The sequence below is a fragment of the Bacillus swezeyi genome, from assembly GCF_001969815.1.
In the GTDB taxonomy this organism is placed as follows: domain Bacteria; phylum Bacillota; class Bacilli; order Bacillales; family Bacillaceae; genus Bacillus; species Bacillus swezeyi.
This window is the reverse complement of record NZ_MRBK01000006.1, coordinates 284116-300520: the sequence shown is the minus strand read 5'-3', so window position 1 is coordinate 300520 and position 16405 is coordinate 284116. Positions and strand designations below refer to the sequence as shown.

General features: G+C 42.1%; 15 protein-coding genes, 1 other RNA gene and 4 pseudogenes. 4 read left to right on the top strand and 16 right to left on the bottom strand.

Going from position 1 to position 16405, the window contains the following annotated elements; all coding sequences use genetic code 11:
- Positions 1-40: 40 nt before the first annotated feature.
- From BTA30_RS07600 to BTA30_RS07590, 3 genes and pseudogenes are all read right to left on the bottom strand, one after another.
- Positions 41-591: pseudogene (locus BTA30_RS07600) on the bottom strand (SMI1/KNR4 family protein).
- Between the two features lie 325 nt (positions 592-916).
- Positions 917-1636 (bottom strand): DUF6060 domain-containing protein, encoded by a 720-nt coding sequence (locus tag BTA30_RS07595; RefSeq protein WP_076760647.1) that lies wholly within the window; start codon positions 1634-1636, stop codon positions 917-919.
- Positions 1637-1730: 94 nt separating this feature from the next.
- Positions 1731-2216 carry a hypothetical protein gene (locus BTA30_RS07590; protein ID WP_076760646.1) on the bottom strand — a complete coding sequence of 162 codons (486 nt, stop codon included), beginning with the start codon at positions 2214-2216 and terminating at the stop codon, positions 1731-1733.
- Between the two features lie 1190 nt (positions 2217-3406).
- Between BTA30_RS07590 and BTA30_RS07580 the strand changes: the two genes are divergently transcribed.
- The gene (locus BTA30_RS07580; protein WP_076760644.1) at positions 3407-3772 is read left to right on the top strand and encodes a hypothetical protein; all 366 of its coding nucleotides are present in this window, start codon (positions 3407-3409) and stop codon (positions 3770-3772) included.
- Positions 3773-3846: 74 nt separating this feature from the next.
- On the opposite strand, the pseudogene BTA30_RS23550 reads toward BTA30_RS07580, so the two are convergent.
- The 3 genes and pseudogenes from BTA30_RS23550 to BTA30_RS23700 all read right to left on the bottom strand — a co-directional run.
- A pseudogene (locus BTA30_RS23550) lies at positions 3847-4109 on the bottom strand (transposase); the annotation flags it as partial.
- A 6-nt stretch (positions 4110-4115) separates the two neighbouring features.
- Positions 4116-4211 (bottom strand): IS3 family transposase, encoded by a 96-nt coding sequence (locus BTA30_RS24310; RefSeq protein WP_125921367.1) that lies wholly within the window; start codon positions 4209-4211, stop codon positions 4116-4118.
- Positions 4210-4481, bottom strand: a pseudogene (locus BTA30_RS23700) (Tn3 family transposase); the annotation flags it as partial. The gene BTA30_RS24310 and the pseudogene BTA30_RS23700, both read right to left, overlap by 2 nt.
- 322 nt (positions 4482-4803) lie before the next feature.
- Between BTA30_RS23700 and BTA30_RS07570 the strand changes: the two are divergent.
- Together BTA30_RS07570 and BTA30_RS24565 are read left to right on the top strand one after the other, a co-directional pair.
- Positions 4804-5586, top strand: a complete 783-nt coding sequence (locus BTA30_RS07570; RefSeq protein ID WP_076760643.1) for a (S)-acetoin forming diacetyl reductase — start codon at positions 4804-4806, stop codon at positions 5584-5586.
- A gap of 585 nt (positions 5587-6171) precedes the next feature.
- Positions 6172-6557, top strand: a pseudogene (locus BTA30_RS24565) (tyrosine-type recombinase/integrase); the annotation flags it as partial.
- Between the two features lie 116 nt (positions 6558-6673).
- Here the strand turns inward: BTA30_RS24565 and glnA are convergent.
- From glnA to ssrS, 7 genes are all read right to left on the bottom strand, one after another.
- The gene (gene glnA, locus BTA30_RS07560; protein WP_076760642.1) at positions 6674-8008 is read right to left on the bottom strand and encodes a type I glutamate--ammonia ligase; all 1335 of its coding nucleotides are present in this window, start codon (positions 8006-8008) and stop codon (positions 6674-6676) included.
- Between the two features lie 56 nt (positions 8009-8064).
- Entirely contained in the window at positions 8065-8472 is a 408-nt protein-coding gene (locus BTA30_RS07555; RefSeq protein ID WP_076760641.1) for a MerR family transcriptional regulator, read from the bottom strand.
- 102 nt (positions 8473-8574) lie between these two features.
- On the bottom strand, positions 8575-9840 hold the full coding sequence (locus BTA30_RS07550) for a methionine gamma-lyase family protein (RefSeq protein ID WP_076760640.1): 1266 nt from the start codon (positions 9838-9840) through the stop codon (positions 8575-8577).
- Between the two features lie 19 nt (positions 9841-9859).
- On the bottom strand, positions 9860-11122 hold the full coding sequence (gene hflX, locus BTA30_RS07545; RefSeq protein ID WP_076760639.1) for a GTPase HflX: 1263 nt from the start codon (positions 11120-11122) through the stop codon (positions 9860-9862).
- Between the two features lie 100 nt (positions 11123-11222).
- The gene (spoVK, locus tag BTA30_RS07540) at positions 11223-12188 is read right to left on the bottom strand and encodes a stage V sporulation protein K (protein WP_076760638.1); all 966 of its coding nucleotides are present in this window, start codon (positions 12186-12188) and stop codon (positions 11223-11225) included.
- Positions 12189-12380: 192 nt separating this feature from the next.
- Complete coding sequence (locus BTA30_RS07535; protein WP_076760637.1) at positions 12381-12815, bottom strand: DUF2243 domain-containing protein; 435 nt, start codon at positions 12813-12815, stop codon at positions 12381-12383.
- A 212-nt stretch (positions 12816-13027) separates the two neighbouring features.
- Positions 13028-13211: non-coding RNA, 6S RNA (gene ssrS, locus BTA30_RS07530), on the bottom strand.
- 150 nt (positions 13212-13361) lie between these two features.
- Between ssrS and BTA30_RS07525 the strand changes: the two genes are divergently transcribed.
- Entirely contained in the window at positions 13362-14123 is a 762-nt protein-coding gene (locus BTA30_RS07525; RefSeq protein WP_076760636.1) for an N-acetylmuramoyl-L-alanine amidase, read from the top strand.
- Positions 14124-14174: 51 nt separating this feature from the next.
- On the opposite strand, the gene BTA30_RS07520 is transcribed toward BTA30_RS07525, so the two are convergent.
- The 3 genes from BTA30_RS07520 to BTA30_RS07510 form a co-directional block, all read right to left on the bottom strand.
- Positions 14175-15143, bottom strand: a complete 969-nt coding sequence (locus BTA30_RS07520; RefSeq protein ID WP_076760635.1) for a DMT family transporter — start codon at positions 15141-15143, stop codon at positions 14175-14177.
- 6 nt (positions 15144-15149) lie between these two features.
- Positions 15150-15815, bottom strand: a complete 666-nt coding sequence (locus BTA30_RS07515) for a GntR family transcriptional regulator (protein ID WP_076760634.1) — start codon at positions 15813-15815, stop codon at positions 15150-15152.
- Positions 15816-15887: 72 nt separating this feature from the next.
- Positions 15888-16316 carry a Fur family transcriptional regulator gene (locus BTA30_RS07510; protein WP_076760633.1) on the bottom strand — a complete coding sequence of 143 codons (429 nt, stop codon included), beginning with the start codon at positions 16314-16316 and terminating at the stop codon, positions 15888-15890.
- Between the last annotated feature and the right edge of the window lie 89 nt (positions 16317-16405).

The following is a 16405-nucleotide window of genomic DNA, read 5'->3' as shown; positions in this document are numbered from 1 at the left end:
AACCTAAAAAGACAGTCAAGTACTGACTGTCTTCATCATCTTATCTATAGTCATTCTCTGCTGTCCGATAGCTCCATTCCCAAAATGCTTCGCCTTGACACATAATATAACGATCTAAAAATATCTCGAAATTCAGGTTCAGCGGTTTATAGTCTAGTCCATCTTCAAATAAAAAGAGGTAATTAGGATCTCCTTTATTAAGCTTATCCCTGTCAATCATTAAATGGCATTCTTCTAACAGATAACCTATCGGGATACCGTTTACGTTTTCAAACAATTCCTCATATCCTAATTCTTCTTCAATCTCCTCAATACTGAAAAGTTGCAATCCCCCGCCTATATTTTCTCCATCAGAAACAATGTCAAAAATTCGAGCACCATTATGTTGCATCAAAAATTTTTTGTAATCCACAGGGAAAGATATGCAGTGTTTGGATTCAAAATTTGAATTTCATCCTCCGATGCTCCGTAATCAGGAAAGATAACTTGAGATTCGGTGATATCTCCTCCTGAACCAAACAATTTAATTGTTCCATTGTGATCTAAAAGACTCTTCAAGCCATTTACAGTTTTGTCTACAAAAGTAGTCAAAGGCATCACCTCACATATTGGTTAATAGCCGCTTCGCTAAGGTGTGACAACCTTACGATATTCTAAATAAGGGGGTTCATTATGAAGAAACTAAGATTCTATCTCTTGGGAAGGACTTGATTTTTTTCAATGAAAGGGCTTATGAGTTTGGAGCTTTAAGCGGACTATTAATGTTGACCGTCAAAGAATTTCCTATACTGTAACAATAATTGTTTTAGTCGTTGTTGTTTTCACACTTGATGAATAGTGGAAAAAGTTATGCCTGCTGGTCTGTATCTCGTCATTAAAAATTAAACAATCAAATAAAACAGGTCAGAGGCCTGCTTTATTTAGCTCTTTTTGTGAAAACGAACGTGTAAACTCCCTTTGCTTCTCCGTTTTTCAATTTTATAGGATTTCTGCAGTAAGCTGATTTGCTAAATAAATATCCGTCCCAGTTAGAGTATCTTTTAAGTTTTCCAGAGGACTTTCTTTTACTAGGTTTAAATGCAATATAACCAGCTTCACCTTTTTGTAGGTTGTATGTATACCTACTTGAATCAGAGGCACTGCTTACCCACGTATAAGAGACCCCGGCTTTAATTGCATTTTTTTCAGCTTGGGTGTCTACGCTAAAGGAAGCTGATACTGTTGATGACACAATTTTGGAAATACTGCACCCTCCTTTTGTATTACAGTTAATTGTTGAAGTAACTTGAATGGGATTACCTGTATATGTAGTAACTTTAGATTCTGAATATTTCCAATATTCTCGATAGTCTTGTGTAGTAAAATCATCAGAGGATGCTGCCAAAGAATTAAGAGTTGTTGCTAGATCTGGATATCCTGGTTCTTCTATTTTCACTTCAGTAAAGCCTTTATATTCTTCTTCTGAAAGAGGAACAAGGCCATGTTCAGTGTTTTTGTAGGAAGTGATTTCAGAATCAAATTCCTTATCATAAAAACGCTCTGGTTCCTTAACCTCTTCTGCAAAAGCTGGAATAGAGAAAGCTAGTCCCAATACAAATGTGCTAGAAGCTATCAGACCTTTCACAAAAAAATTCATTCAAAAGTATCCTCTTTTTCCTTTTAAATCCATATTATCAGCGAAAAGGAGGGGTGTCTATCTTTTTTCCTCGACAAGAAAACCGAATTTTCGACTATTCCGACATTATATAATAATACATGCCCGTTTTTTCATCGATGTTCGGCGTGACTTTATGCCCTATATCAGTTTTTAATTTAAAATTCGATTTATCAGCAACCCCTATGTATAACTTGTAGCTTTCACCCTTAGGAGTTTTGAATTCTGTAGAGGCGTTTAAATTGCCAATGTTGGGATTATCCGATTTCAAAATCACATAATTTAAGTCTCGATACCATTGATATTTGTTATTTTTATGATTGATGTAAGCGATACAAATCCCCTTTCCGTCCGATTCAGAGAAACGAAAAACAATTACTTTTTTACCATTCAAATTAATTTTGTCTAAAATATCATTTTTAGTTATGTTTTCATACTTAATACCGTCCTCAATTGCCTCCTGTTCACTATTAAACCATTTGTCTTCCTTATTGTTTTCTTTAGCCATCGAACATCCCGTGAGCAGGAGAAGTGAAAAAAATAAGACCTTTAATTGCTTCATACGGCACCTCCATTATCCTTTGGTTTATAACCATTATATTATTCGCTAAACATTTTTAAGCTCCTTTTTTCGATCAGAATCTTTTTAGGAGACCAGTGTGGTTAATAAAAACACCCTTATTGGGCGATGGTCATACCTAAACCCACACTGACAGCGGGCTTATCATATTTCCTGCCTGTTATTTCTTTATATTCAACCGCAGTGTTCCAATTCATTTTTAATTTCTGTGTAATAATTCTGAAATCTCTCCAAGATGGAGTTTTTTTAATAGACCGATAGAACTCGACTCTGTACCCGAAAATAAATCGAATCAATCAAGAAAGACATCTTCACCGACATCCGTTTATTGAACTTCGAATGATTTTTTGTCGGTGATTATTGTTTTGTCTTAAAATATTAAAAATACCCACAAAAAACAAAACCCCCTGACGCCACTGGTGCCAAAGGGTTGAGAGCTTAAAACTGAGACATATACTGGTCGCGCGCTCCCATGGGTTGACTTGTATACGGAACAAATTTCGAATTGAAATAGACTATGTACAGCACTGAAAAACCTTATAAACAAATGCTTTTTCCGTGCTTTGTTATTTTAAAGCTGAAATAAATTCTATATATTTCTCAATATTTTCCGGTCAAATTTTGGCCATAAAATTGATTTCAGTGTGCAAGCCGTTGCTTTTTTGAATGGGCAAGAAACCGGAGAGGATCATTCAAATTGTTGGGCATTTCCAATACATAAACCAGCGGCGCAAGCTTTTCCATGTCGTGGATTCAAAAGGAGACGCGAACCTTATTAAATTTGAAGATGTTACAGACGTTGAATTTATATAAAATAACCGTTCTTCTAAGAAGGGACGGGATTGTCAAATAAAGTTTGATAGTCCAAAATTAGAGATAGGATTATGACGCCAGACCCAGCACGCCTGTGTTGATAGAGAGAAGAATGCTAATCCTAGGTGTGCACTAGTGATTCTTTTGGAAGGAAACTATCGTCTTTTTGATAGCGGATAAAAACTTGGTCAATCCTTCTAAGTAACGTAAAATGTTATTCATGATTGAAATTGCTTGTCGATAAAATTCCTCTGCTAATACTCTCTGACTATGGTTAGGGGTTACAGAGCGAGTGAAATCAGGTTCTTAACGATTTTATCAAGTATCAAACAAAATAATTCAGAGAGGACAGCACTAACATGGAAAACGTATCAAATGTAGATAAATTGGAATCAATAAAATCCTTCCAATCGACAATCAGTAAATCCGAAAATGCCTTGGCTCAGATGACTCAGAAAGGCGCAAATACTACCTTATTAAAGAAACGACTCAACGCTCTTTACATCGGCTTAGCCATGCTAAAAAACGTTTGGAATCAAAGATCCCATCATTACACCCAGGAAGATTTAGCAGAAGCTCGCAATGTTCTTACTGGTTTAATCCCATCAATTGAGAACACTTATGCTAAGTTAAAAGCAGGTAGTCCTCAAAGAACGCTTTTAGAAAGAAGAATTAAAGCATTGGAACTAGCTGTTCAAGCGATTGACGATTTTTCCAATGAATAACTTATCTAACTAAATAGAGTATTTCAGAAACTCTCCATCTTTTTGGGAGATACCTTCTTATTTCCGGAAGATGATTAAGGCAAATAGAGACTGTATTTCTGAATGCGTTTGGTGAGTTTTTCGTTGACCATCAGCTGATTTAGAACCAACGGCCAGTCACGGATATGTCCACCATTCTACTTGTCTTGAAGCTCACAAACACGTAAATACAGGAGTTTAAGGAGTGCGTTTTCATTAGGGAATGCACCCTTTTTCGTTACCTTACGGAAACTTGATTGACGCTTTCAACCGCATTTGTCGTGTACATCATTTTACGGATGGCACTGCCGTAGTCATAGACAGGTTATTTCTTAGGCAGTTCTGGCATGAATCCGTATTGTACAGGGCTCATGCCTTTTAATTTTGCCTTAATCCGTTTGTGATTGAAGTAAAAATCAATTACTCTGCGAGTTCTTTTTTCTCAGGATGTTCAAAGCACGTTCTCTTAGTTCTCATGTTTCCTGAAGAAAATGGCTCGTGCCAGAGCATTCATCGCTTTTTCTTTGTTTAAACCACTTTGAATACGGCGGCGCGCATCGATTCGCTTGAGATGTAGTCTAGGATAAAGATCGACTTTTCTATTCATCCCATCTCTCTAAGTGCCATGGCAAGGCTTGCTCTGCCGAGTATAGAAGCCAAGCTTACCCTCTCGAATAGAATGTGCCATACGTGGGGTGTAGCTGATACGAACGCCTTTTGGTTCTATTATTTAACCTGGATTTAGTTTAAATGTGACATTATCATAAACTAGAGAACGTTAGCGGAACATTCCTTTTATATCAATGTTGATAGCCTTAACGTACAATTTTTCCGTTTTTGCTGCCTGTACCCCTTCTATAATTGTTAAACTTTCTTCAAAATATCGCAACTTTCACTTTAAATATCACATCTTTTTTACAAACATCGCGACTTTATTTCAAATTTACAAATACATAGTATAATATTTACTGTACCAAATAAATACCAATTACATATAGAAAGAAGATGTTCATATGAGTAAAGTATCTGAAAAAATTGCCTTTGTTACTGGCGGTGGACAAGGAATTGGTAAAGCAATCTGTAGCCGCTTAGCAGAAGATGGATTCGCTGTTGCAGTTGCTGATTATAATGAAGAAACTGCAAAAAAAGTTGCTGAGGAAATTAACCAATCTAATGGTAAAGCAATTGCGGTTAAAGTCAATGTTGCTGATCGTGATGATGTTTTTAAAGCTGTCGATGAAACAGTAAAAAGTCTTGGCGGACTTGATGTGGTTATAAATAATGCAGGTCTTGGGCCAACCACGCCTATTGAAAGTATTACTTATGAAGATTATCGAAAAGTTTATGATGTTAACGTCGGCGGTACTTATTGGGGAATACAAGCAGCCGTAAAAGCCTTCAAAGAACTTGGTCACGGTGGAAAAATAATTAATGCTTCTTCTCAAGCCGGTCAAGTCGGCAATCCAGGCTTAGCCGTTTACGGTGGAACAAAGTTCGCTGTTCGTGGTATTACCCAAACTGCAGCAAAAGATCTAGCTGAATTAGGTATTACTGTAAACGCCTTTTGTCCGGGTATCGTAAAAACTCCTATGATGATGGACATTGCACAGCAAACCGCTGATGAAGCAGGCAAGCCATTTGAATGGGGAATGGAGCAATTCGCTAAAAATATTGCATTAAAACGCTTATCCGAGCCAGAAGATGTAGCAGCATGCGTTTCCTACCTTGCGGGACCAGATTCAGATTATATGACTGGTCAAGCTCTTATCATCGATGGTGGAATGGTATTTAATTAAGTTTAAAATAAGCTGCTGAAAAAAGATTGATCAAAAGTTTTCAAAAACCCTTCTATAACAAGATTTCTTTCTAATCGTCCTTCTAGATTTATAAATCATAAAGTTTAAAGAATGAAATCTATACGTAAAGAGGTTGCAAATTCTTCTTTTGAGACAACCTCTTTCTTTTTTGTACAATTCTCTCTATGGCACACGATATTTTATACTCTAACGTGGTGAAAATCGGCTATTTTTTATATCCAGACTCCTTATCGTTGTAAATCCGCGTTTTACTGGTGATACCCCTAGATGGTGTCTAACAATTGGGGTGCAGTTCAATTTTAGGGGGTTTTTGTTTTATAAGTCTCAAAAAATCCTCAACTTATAAGGTTATTGGGTTAATTAATTTGCCTTCAATAAGGCAATTCCCAGTGACATATAGCAATGAACTAATGACAAAAGCATTTATGGATTATTAAAATGTGCTTCAAGGATAAACCATATAGAATCTTGACACAATTTATGTTTAAAGTCTTCTTATAAATGTATCTAGTGGTGTAATCAGCTATTGGCCATAGGTTTCCTCACAAAGCTCTCTCAAAATAAAGAATTTCAATCGGTCCTTCCCTTTCTTCTGCTTTACAAAAACATAAAAAGTGGCAGTTTGAAAATAAACAAATGCTACAGGACGATTATAAACATGATTTGCATTTAGTCTTTTGTCGAGTTGACGGAGATATCTTGCCGAAGGTTACCTCTTCAATGCTTTTAATCGCATTTTAAAACGGGCAGATATCGAGAGCGCATTGCGTCATACACACGCTGTTTTGCTCTTGGAGTCAGGCGCAGACATGAAATATATCCAGAAGCGCTTAGGTCATAAAAGTATGATGGTAACAGCTGATGTTTATTCCCATATCAGTAAGAAGCTCGATCAAAATAGAATTAAAGATTACGAGGATTATGTCTTAGTGATTATGGAGTTAGATTAATAACTTCAAATTTTTTTTGACCATATTTTGGTCAAAGACCAAAAAAGTGCTCTCTCCTTCTTTTTGACCAAAATTTAAAAACCCCCTGACACCACTGGTGCCAAGGGATCGATAGATTAATACTGAGACATATACTGCTCGCGCTCCCAAGGATGGACTTGTGTGCGGAACATATCCCATTCGATTTCTTTTGCTTCGATGAAGTGTTCGAAGAGGTGGCCGCCGAGGGCTTTGACCATGACTTCGTTTGATTCGAATTCTTCCAATGCGTCTGCAAGAGTTGCCGGAAGATCGACGATTCCGTTTTCGAGGCGCTCTTCTTTGCTCATGACATAGATGTTGCGGTCGATTGGAGCCGGTGCTTCCAATTTGTTTTTGATGCCGTCAAGGCCAGCTGCAAGCAGTACGCTTAGTGCAAGGTACGGGTTTGCAGAAGGGTCAACGCTTCTTACTTCTACGCGTGTGCTGATGCCGCGGGAAGCAGGGATGCGGATTAACGGGCTTCTGTTTTGCGCGCTCCATGCAACATAGCAAGGTGCTTCATAGCCTGGGACAAGACGTTTGTAAGAGTTTACCGTCGGGTTCGTCACGGCTGTAAAGCTTGTTGCGTGTTTCACGATGCCTGCGATAAAATGCTTCGCTGTTTCACTCAGCTGAAGATCAGCGTCTTTGTCAAAGAAGGCGTTGACGCCGTTTTTAAAGAGTGATAGATTGCAGTGCATACCTGAGCCGTTGACGCCGAACAACGGTTTTGGCATGAATGTCGCGTGCAGACCGTGTTTGCGCGCGATTGTTTTGACAACGAGCTTAAATGTCTGGATGTCATCGCAAGCGCGAATGGCGCCGGCATATTTAAAGTCGATTTCGTGCTGGCCAGGAGCTACTTCATGATGAGACGCTTCAATTTCAAATCCCATTTCTTCCAGTTCAAGAACGATGTCGCGGCGGCAGTTTTCGCCAAGGTCTGTCGGAGCTAGATCGAAGTATCCGCCTTTGTCGTTCAGTTCAAGCGTCGGCTCGCCTTTTTCATCAAGCTTGAACAGGAAGAATTCAGGTTCAGGTCCAAGATTGAAATCGGAGAAACCCATGTCTTCCATTTCTTTTAAGATGCGTTTCAAGTTATTGCGCGGATCACCTTCAAACGGCGTGCCGTCCGGATTATAGATGTCACAGATGAAACGGGCTACTTTACCTTTTTCGGCTGTCCATGGGAAAATGACAAATGTATCTAAGTCAGGGTATAAGTACATATCTGATTCTTCAATGCGAACGAAGCCTTCGATTGAAGAGCCGTCAAACATGACTTTATTATCAAGTGCTTTTTCCAACTGGCTTACAGGAATTTCAACGTTTTTAATCGTTCCAAGAATGTCTGTAAACTGAAGGCGAATATATTTTACATTCTCCTCGTTTACTAATTTAAAAATGTCGTCTCTTGTATACTTTGCCATTCGTAAAACTCCTCCTCTAAAAGGTAAATGTATATAGCAATACAGTTGCTAACAAATTAATGAAAAAACCTGGACATGTCTCCCTGGCGGAATGTTGTCCCTCTTTGGAAACGGCCTGCTTGAATAAGCTCGTTTTTCAACAGTTTTCTCAGTTCTTCATCTGACAAGTTGTGTTTCTCCGCCTTTTTCGGCTTGTCTTGTTTCTCATCTTTTTGTTCGTGTTCGGATTTGGCGAAAATTTGTTTGATTCCCGCCATGTTTACGCCTTGTTCGATTAAATCTTTAATCTCAAGCAGCTTATCTACATCATGGAATGAAAATAAACGTCTGTTCCCTTCGCTTCTTGCAGGAAATACCAGTCCATTTTCCTCATAATACCGGATTTGCCTTGCTGATAACTCGGTCAGCTGCATGACGATTCCTATTGGGAATAAGGGCATTGAGCGGCGAATGTTATCACTCATCTCAATTTCCTCCTTTTCTTATATAAATTTATTATATGTGATGTTATAAAATGTGTCAACATGATGTTAGGATTCTTTACATCAAATTTATTCGTTTGTTTTTTATATTAATTGCTGCTTCATCAGCGCATCTGCTGCACTGCATATCGCATTTTTGACATGGGCATAGGTCAGTCCGCCTTGGACATAGGCCACATAGGGCGGCCTTATAGGGCCATCAGCGGATAATTCAATGCTCGCGCCCTGCACAAATGTACCGGCAGCCATAATGACATCGTCTTCATAGCCCGGCATATAGCTTGGGTAAGGCGTAACATGGGCATTCACCGGTGAAGCGTACTGAATCGCTTGGCAAAAGGCGATCATCTGCTCTGAGCTGGTAAATTCGACAGACTGAATCAAATCGGTTCGTTTGCTGTCCCATGAAGGGTTTGAGCGAAATCCCAGCTTTTCAAGAAATCGAGCGGTAAACACAGCTCCTTTTAACGCTTGGGAGACGACATGCGGCGCCAGAAAAAAGCCTTGATACATCTCTTGCAGCGAGTAGAGCGACGCCCCGGCTTCCCTGCCGATTCCCGGAGATGTCATTCGATAGGAGCAGGCTTTTACCCATTCTTCCTTTCCCACAATATAGCCGCCCGTTTTTGCCAGTCCGCCGCCGGGGTTTTTAATGAGCGACCCCGCCATCAGGTCGGCGCCGACATGGCAAGGCTCGCGCTCTTCTACAAATTCTCCGTAGCAGTTGTCTACGAAAACAATGATGTTTTCATTGATGTCCTTGACAAATCGAATCATTTTCTCAATATCATCTATTGTAAAAGAAGGACGGTTGGCATACCCTTTCGAGCGCTGGATCCCGACCACCTTTGTCCGCGGCGTGATGGAAGCCGCAACCCGGTCATAGTCAACTGTTCCTTCTTCAGTCAGCTCGACATCGCTGTACCCGATATTGAAATCCTTCAAAGAGCCGGCGTTTTCTTCCCCTCTGACACCGACGATTTCTTCGAGTGTATCGTACGGCTTTCCCGTGATATAGAGAAGTTCGTCGCCTGGACGGAGAACACCGAATAAAGCGATTGAAATCGCATGTGTACCTGAGATGATCTGCGGTCTGACAAGCCCGGCTTCCCCTCCGAAGACATCGGCATAAATCGCCTCGAGCGTATCCCGGCCGATATCATCGTAGCCATAGCCTGTCGAAGGTGTAAAATGAGTGTCTGATACTTTATGCTTTCTGTAGCTTTCAAGCACCCTCCATTCATTTCGTTCACTGATTTCATCGATGTTTCGATGGATGTCCGCGATTTCATTTTCTGACTCCAATGCTGCTTTCTTTAATAAATCTCCATGTTTTAATGTCTCAAACATTTTCTGCAAGTGTCCTTTCTTACATAAACTTCTTCAGTTCGCCCAATATGTTCTGTTCAGGCAGAATGTATCCTTCCACTTCATATACTTCACGGTCTTCGTGAAAAGCGGTGCTGTTCGCCATCGTTTCAGACTTGATTCTGGATAAAAGTCTGCCCTCTGAAGCTGGAATCATCACGTTATACGGGACGAGCAGCTCTTTTTTAATATATTCTTCAACGGCCTGCTTAAACAAAGGCAGGTCTCCGTCTATTTTGGCGCTCGTCATCATATGGCCCCTTCCCGATGAAGGGATGAAGTCGGGCCTTTTTTGGTCTCTCTTATTGTAAACCGTTAAAACCGGAATATCATCGGCTTCCAGCTCTCCGAGAAGGCGCTTGACCGTCGCTTCGTGTCCTTCATAGTCTTCATGCGAAGAGTCGATCATATGAAGGATCAGATCGGCTTCTTTCACTTCTTCCAAAGTCGATCTAAAAGCGGCAATCAACGTTGTCGGCAGATCCTGAATGAATCCGACCGTATCTGATAACAACACACTGTAGCCGCTCGGCAGCGTCATTTTGCGGGTCATCGGGTCAAGTGTGGCAAACAGCAGGTTTTCTTCAAAACTGTCTGCATCTGTCAGTCGATTGAACCATGTGGATTTTCCGGCATTTGTATAGCCGACAAGGGCGATTTGCAGAACACCGTTTTTCTTCCTTCTTTCTCTGTATCTGCTTCTATGGCGGATAACGGTCGAAAGCTGCACATTGATTTCATGAATCCGGTTTCTAATGTGGCGCCGGTCGGTTTCAAGCTTTGTCTCTCCGGGGCCTCTCGTTCCGATTCCGCCTCCTTGTCTTGACAAGTTGATCCCCTGTCCGCTTAACCGAGGGAGCGCATATTGCAGCTGGGCGAGCTCAATTTGCAGCTTTCCTTCCCTTGTCCTCGCCCGTTTGGCAAAAATGTCGAGGATCAGCTGCGTTCTGTCTATGATTTTGACGCCAAGATATGTGACAAGCGCTTTAAGCTGGCTCGGCGACAATTCGTCATTGAAAATCAATACATCAGGCGACAGTTCTTCACAGAGCACTGCCAGTTCATCCACTTTCCCTTTTCCGATATATGTAGCAGCATCCGCGCGATTCCGCTTCTGTGTCACTGTGGAAACAACCGTTCCCTCAGCCGTTTTCGTTAAAGCGGCGAGCTCTTCCATCGAGTATGAAAAACGCTCATCAGAAACATGCGGCAGCTGGCATCCGACTAGTATAGCTTTTTCTTTTATGACTTCCTGTTCATTCAAATGATCATGTTCCTTTCTAAACAAAGTCAACAAGCAGTACTATCATAACAAACGAAGGGATAGGTTGCCAGAAATCAATGAAAATAAAAAAGACGCGCCATCATACGTGCGGCGCGTCTTCTTTTATGTCAAGATCCTGGCTTTTAATGGTCATCAAATCATTCTTCAAATAGCAGTCTCCCATCAACAGCCTCATGGCCTGAGTCCGTATTGATTTTTCGATCAAGTTGCGGACGAAGCGGCCGTTGCTGAATTTTGCCGGGCTAACCGTGCTTTTGACCGCCATCAGATGGTCTTTCAGCTTCCATTCCGCCTCAGGGCTGAATTGATATTCTCTCTCAGCCATCATTCGTTTGGCAATATCCATCAGCTGGCTGACGGAATAATCAGGGAAATCAATGCTGATCGGAAATCTGGATTGGAGACCCGGATTTAATGAAAGAAAATGATCCATTTCCCGTGAATAGCCTGCAAGGATGAGGATAAATTCATTCCGCTTATCTTCCATATGTTTGACTAGTGTGTCAATTGCTTCTTTCCCGAAATCTTTCTCTCCCCCTCTTGCAAGGGAGTACGCCTCATCAATGAACAGAATGCCGCCCATCGCTTTTTTGATTAAGTCCCTCGTTTTCTGAGCCGTGTGTCCGATATATTCACCGACAAGATCGGCCCGCTCCGCTTCGATCAAATGGCCTTTTGAAAGAACATTCATTTCGTAGAAAAGCCTGCCGATCAGCCTTGCGACGGTCGTTTTTCCGGTTCCGGGATTTCCTTTAAACATCATGTGAAGCGCTTGTTTTCCGGCTTTAAGACCTTGCTCTTCCCGCTTTTTATTGACGAAAATCCAAGCATATATTTCTTTTATATTGCGCTTCATCTCCTCCATGCCGACAAGCGTGTTCATTTCCCTTTCAATTTCTTTCAGGATGCTGTGTTTGGCTTCATTTTTCTGCAGTGCCGCTTGATATTCAGCTTCCGCCTCAGAATTGGCCAGAACATGCTTCTGGCCGTTCAATATGATATTGATTTGTCCGTTGTTCTTATAAGTAACAGCCCTCTCCAACACACTCACCTCACCATTCTCTCTTTATATCCTATTCATAGAGCGCTGCGCCGTGACAGCCGCCCAGGCGATATACACATTCCGATGTTTTCTGACAAGATCGGGGCTGGTCTTGTTGAAATCTGCGCTTTCCCGAGAAATACTTTATTTCTTATTGTATTCAGGTAAGCTGTGCGGACAAACCAATTTTTTTCTTTAATTTTGTTTGCCTTTCCGATAGATCAGCCATCCGATCAAAATCATCAAGAGTCCTGATGCATCATAAGCGAGGTCAAAGAAGAGCCGGTTCGGGCTGACCGGGTTGACGTGATGAATTTGGAGAAGATGATGGTTGATGATGCCTTCCGCAAAATTAAACCAGCCCGCTCCAAGCAAAAAGGCTCCCCAAAATATATGCTGCGGACGGAGATTATTAAGTTCTCCCCTGTTCCACAGCAAGATTCCCCCGATGAAAAGGATGACGAGGGAAAACAGATGGAAAAGTCCATCGCTCACGATTTGATGGGGGCGGTCCGTATTCATGTATACGCTGTGCCATTGAAGCACTTGATGAAAAACGATGCCGTCGATCATGGCGATGATTCCGGCGCCAAACAGAAATGGCCCCCAGAAGTGTTTGCTGTTTTTCATACATATCCTCCTTTAAATTGTTTATATGTTTTGTACCCTGTTGCACAATGAAAAAACCACATATTTACATTTCTTTCCCTGCGGTTATTTACCTCTTTTTTCATCTTATAAAAAAGCCCATCAAAATGATGGGACAGATGTATAGTTTACATAATATTATTATAATCAATTAATTTTCAGCAAATAAAAAAAGCCATTTTTATCAAAATGACTTAGGGGCTGCAATTGCCGTATGCAAGTAAGAAAGTTTTAAACCACACTCCTCAAAGTGGGTGTCTGCAGAAACTTTCCTGCCGTCCTTTCGAAGAAGGCTTGGCATTCCAGGTTCGATATAAAACTCCCTATTACAGCTTAAAGGTTAAAACTTAATTATCATTACGTACAATGCAGCGTATTTGAATTATAGTATAAATAAAGAAAAAAAGCAACCATTGATTGACGAGGGTCAATAAAAAGCTGAATATTGACAAAATTCTGTCATCCAGTGACAAGCGTACAACCCTTACGTACAGGCTTTTCATAGACTGTTTATTGAGGTGATGTCTTGTGGTTAAAATTTTCATCGATCCTGGTCATGGCGGCACAGATCCTGGTGCATCCGGCAATGGTTTGCAAGAAAAGCATCTAACATTGCAAATCGCCTTGGCGCTAAGAAACATTTTGCTTGATGAATATCAAAATGTTTCTGTGCAGTTGAGCAGGACAAGCGACCAGACCGTCAGCCTGACGCAAAGGACGAACGCCGCAAACAGCTGGGGTGCTGATTTTTATCTTTCGATTCACGTGAATGCCGGAGGCGGCACAGGGTATGAAGACTATATTTATTCCGGTGTCGGTGCTCCTACCAGCACCTACCGGAATGTCATTCATGAAGAGATTTTAAAAGTCGTCGATTTCAGGGACCGCGGAAAAAAAACCGCCAATTTTCATGTGCTGCGCGAGACGGTGATGCCGGCGCTGCTCACTGAAAATGGTTTTGTAGACAATACAAGCGATGCCAATAAACTGAAATCGTCCACTTTTATACAATCAATCGTCAGAGGCCATGCGAATGGCATCGCGAGGGCATTGAACCTTTCAAAAAAAGCGGCAGTTCTTTATAAAGTCCAGATTGGCGCTTTTGCAGAGAAGGCGCATGCCGATTCTCTTGCCGCCCAGGCGATTGCCAAAGGTTTTGACGCCATCGTCATGTATAGAGACAGCCTTTATAAAGTACAAATCGGCGCTTTTTCCTCTAAAGCGAATGCTGAAGCTCTTGCTCAGCAAGCAAAAAATGCGGGATTTGATGCCTTTATTTATCAGGATTAAGGACAATCATCCGAAAAGCCTGCAACCTTTCCATGAGATTGCAGGCTTTTTTTATGCTTTTACGCCTTCACTTTTGAACGTCGTTTTTTTATTCGATACATAGCTGTTCAGCATCATCCCGATCACGACAAGGGTGATTCCGGCCCAGGATATGGCGCCGGGCAGCGGGCTTGAAAGGATGGCGATTTCTCCCGCTGCGGCAAATAGGACTTCAAATGATTGTGTCGCTTCGACTGCCGCTAACCTGCGCATATCCCCTTTGACAAGATCTGTTGCGGCAAAGAATAGAATGGTGGCGCAGATTCCCGAAAAAACAGCCACTAAGCCGGATTGAAGCACTTGCCGGCCGCTTGGCGGGCCCGCTGTCGCAAGCCCGTACAGCGAGAGGATCAGCCAAAACGGAAGGCTTGCCAGCGTCATCCCTAATACCCGCTGATAAGCATCCAGACGCCCTTTGCAAATCTCCATCATTTGTCGATTTCCAAGCGGATATGCAAATGAAGCGAAGAGTACTGGGACAACACACAGCACCATCTCATGTAAAGAAAGCTGTGCCGCATGTTCCGCCTGCATCAGCACAACTCCCGCTAAAATAATGAGAGACATCAGCAGTCCCTTGTAAGGAATTTTCCCTCTTATATGTACGGGCCCGGCTTTTGTTTGTACCGTTTCATAAAAAAACGGGGCCAAAAGGGAGCCTGATATGATCGTCACTTGCCATGTTCCCGCTATCAACCAGCCCGGACCGTAAGCTGCAGCGAAACACAGCGGGGCATAAAAAAAGCCGAACCCGATGATGCTCCATTTCAGCCAGTCGAGCGGCGCTTTTTTGATCTCCCGAAAGACCTGCCCTACATTTCCTCTGGCCCAAACGATGATCATGAGGAGCGGCACCATTAGAATGAACCGAAGAGAAGCGCTCCAGATCCAGCTTCCTCCCTCAAGCTCCATCGCCCTGTTGAGAACGAATGTAAAGGCAAAAAAGAAAGCGGCGCAAATGCCCAAAATAATCGGCCTCACTTTACCTCACTCCTTTTCCTGATGTCCGGCCAATCGTTCTCCAAGGCTCAGCCAGTTTTCCTCTGCAAGCCTGGCTGCCGTTTCAGCGTTTCCCTGCTTGCACGCTTCGATGATTCTCACGTGCTGTTCAACTGATTGGCTGCTGCTGATGGAAGAAAACTGAGACATTTCAAGCCGGTAAATCTTTGAGGCGATTCTTTCCAATGCGCGAATGATTTCCGGATTTTTGGAAGCGTTTAAAAACACGCGGTGAAATGCCTCATCTGATTCAATTGCCTCGATAATGTCCCCCTTTTCAAGCGCAATTTCCAAACTTTTATTGTGGTTCTCCAATTCTCTTATGTTCGTCTCTGTTATGAAAGGGATCGAAATCCGGACCGCCAAAGCATGCAAAGCCGCCGTCACGGGAAATGCATGCTTGGCCTCCTCCGGATTCAGCGGTGCTACGCGCGTCGCCGACCCCGGAACTGCTTCGACAAGCCCTTCATCCTCAAGCCGTTTGAGCGCCTCTCTGACCGGTGTGCGGCTGATGCCGAACTGCTCTGCAAGCACCTGATCATGAAGGCGCTGGCCAGGCTTCAATTCCAAATGGACGATCGCGCGTTTAAGCGTCTGGTACACTTCTTCGCGAAACGAGATCCGTTTAATTGGTTTAATGTTTTTTTTCATCATAAAACCAATATATCGCATTTTGGTTTTTTAATCAATAAAAAAAGAGATCCGGCTTTCAGCCAAACCTCCTGCTTACTTGTTTTTCTTTCTCTCTAGACAATCCTTGCAGATGCCATATAACTCCAAGCGATGATGTGTCACTTTAAACCCTGTCATTTGCGAGACAAATTCCTTTACTTGATGTATGTACGGATCATAAAAATCGACGATTTTTCCGCAAGATTCACATATGACATGGTCATGCTCATCTTCAGCTAAGTCAAAGCGGGCCGGCTCATGAAATCCCATTTCTTTTATGAGGCCTTCTTGTTTAAAATAGCGGACCGTATTATATACGGTTGCCGCGCTGGCGGCCGGAAATTCCGCTTTTAATGACTGATAGATGTCAGCTGCGGTCGGATGATTCCTGTTCGCCAAGAAAACATGATAGATGGCCAGCCGCTGGGGTGTGACCCGAATTCCTTTTCGTTTCAGCTGTTTCAACGCTTCTTGTTTCACCACAGACGATACTCCTTTGGATTCCTCATGCCTGGGCGGCCTGAACGGAAGATCTTTGTGTTGATGTTTTTTGGATGTATTTGGTTGCTAGG

What these genes read in the sequence shown, in the direction of transcription:
- BTA30_RS07595 (WP_076760647.1), bottom strand. Translation starts at nt 1,636, where the DNA reads ATGAATTTTTTTGTGAAAGGTCTGATAGCTTCTAGCACATTTGTATTG.
- BTA30_RS07590 (WP_076760646.1), bottom strand. Translation starts at nt 2,216, where the DNA reads ATGAAGCAATTAAAGGTCTTATTTTTTTCACTTCTCCTGCTCACGGGA.
- BTA30_RS07580 (WP_076760644.1), top strand. Translation starts at nt 3,407, where the DNA reads ATGGAAAACGTATCAAATGTAGATAAATTGGAATCAATAAAATCCTTC.
- BTA30_RS07570 (WP_076760643.1), top strand. Translation starts at nt 4,804, where the DNA reads ATGAGTAAAGTATCTGAAAAAATTGCCTTTGTTACTGGCGGTGGACAA.
- glnA (WP_076760642.1), bottom strand. Translation starts at nt 8,008, where the DNA reads ATGGCAAAGTATACAAGAGACGACATTTTTAAATTAGTAAACGAGGAG.
- BTA30_RS07555 (WP_076760641.1), bottom strand. Translation starts at nt 8,472, where the DNA reads ATGAGTGATAACATTCGCCGCTCAATGCCCTTATTCCCAATAGGAATC.
- BTA30_RS07550 (WP_076760640.1), bottom strand. Translation starts at nt 9,840, where the DNA reads ATGTTTGAGACATTAAAACATGGAGATTTATTAAAGAAAGCAGCATTG.
- BTA30_RS07535 (WP_076760637.1), bottom strand. Translation starts at nt 12,815, where the DNA reads ATGAAAAACAGCAAACACTTCTGGGGGCCATTTCTGTTTGGCGCCGGA.
- BTA30_RS07515 (WP_076760634.1), bottom strand. Translation starts at nt 15,815, where the DNA reads ATGATGAAAAAAAACATTAAACCAATTAAACGGATCTCGTTTCGCGAA.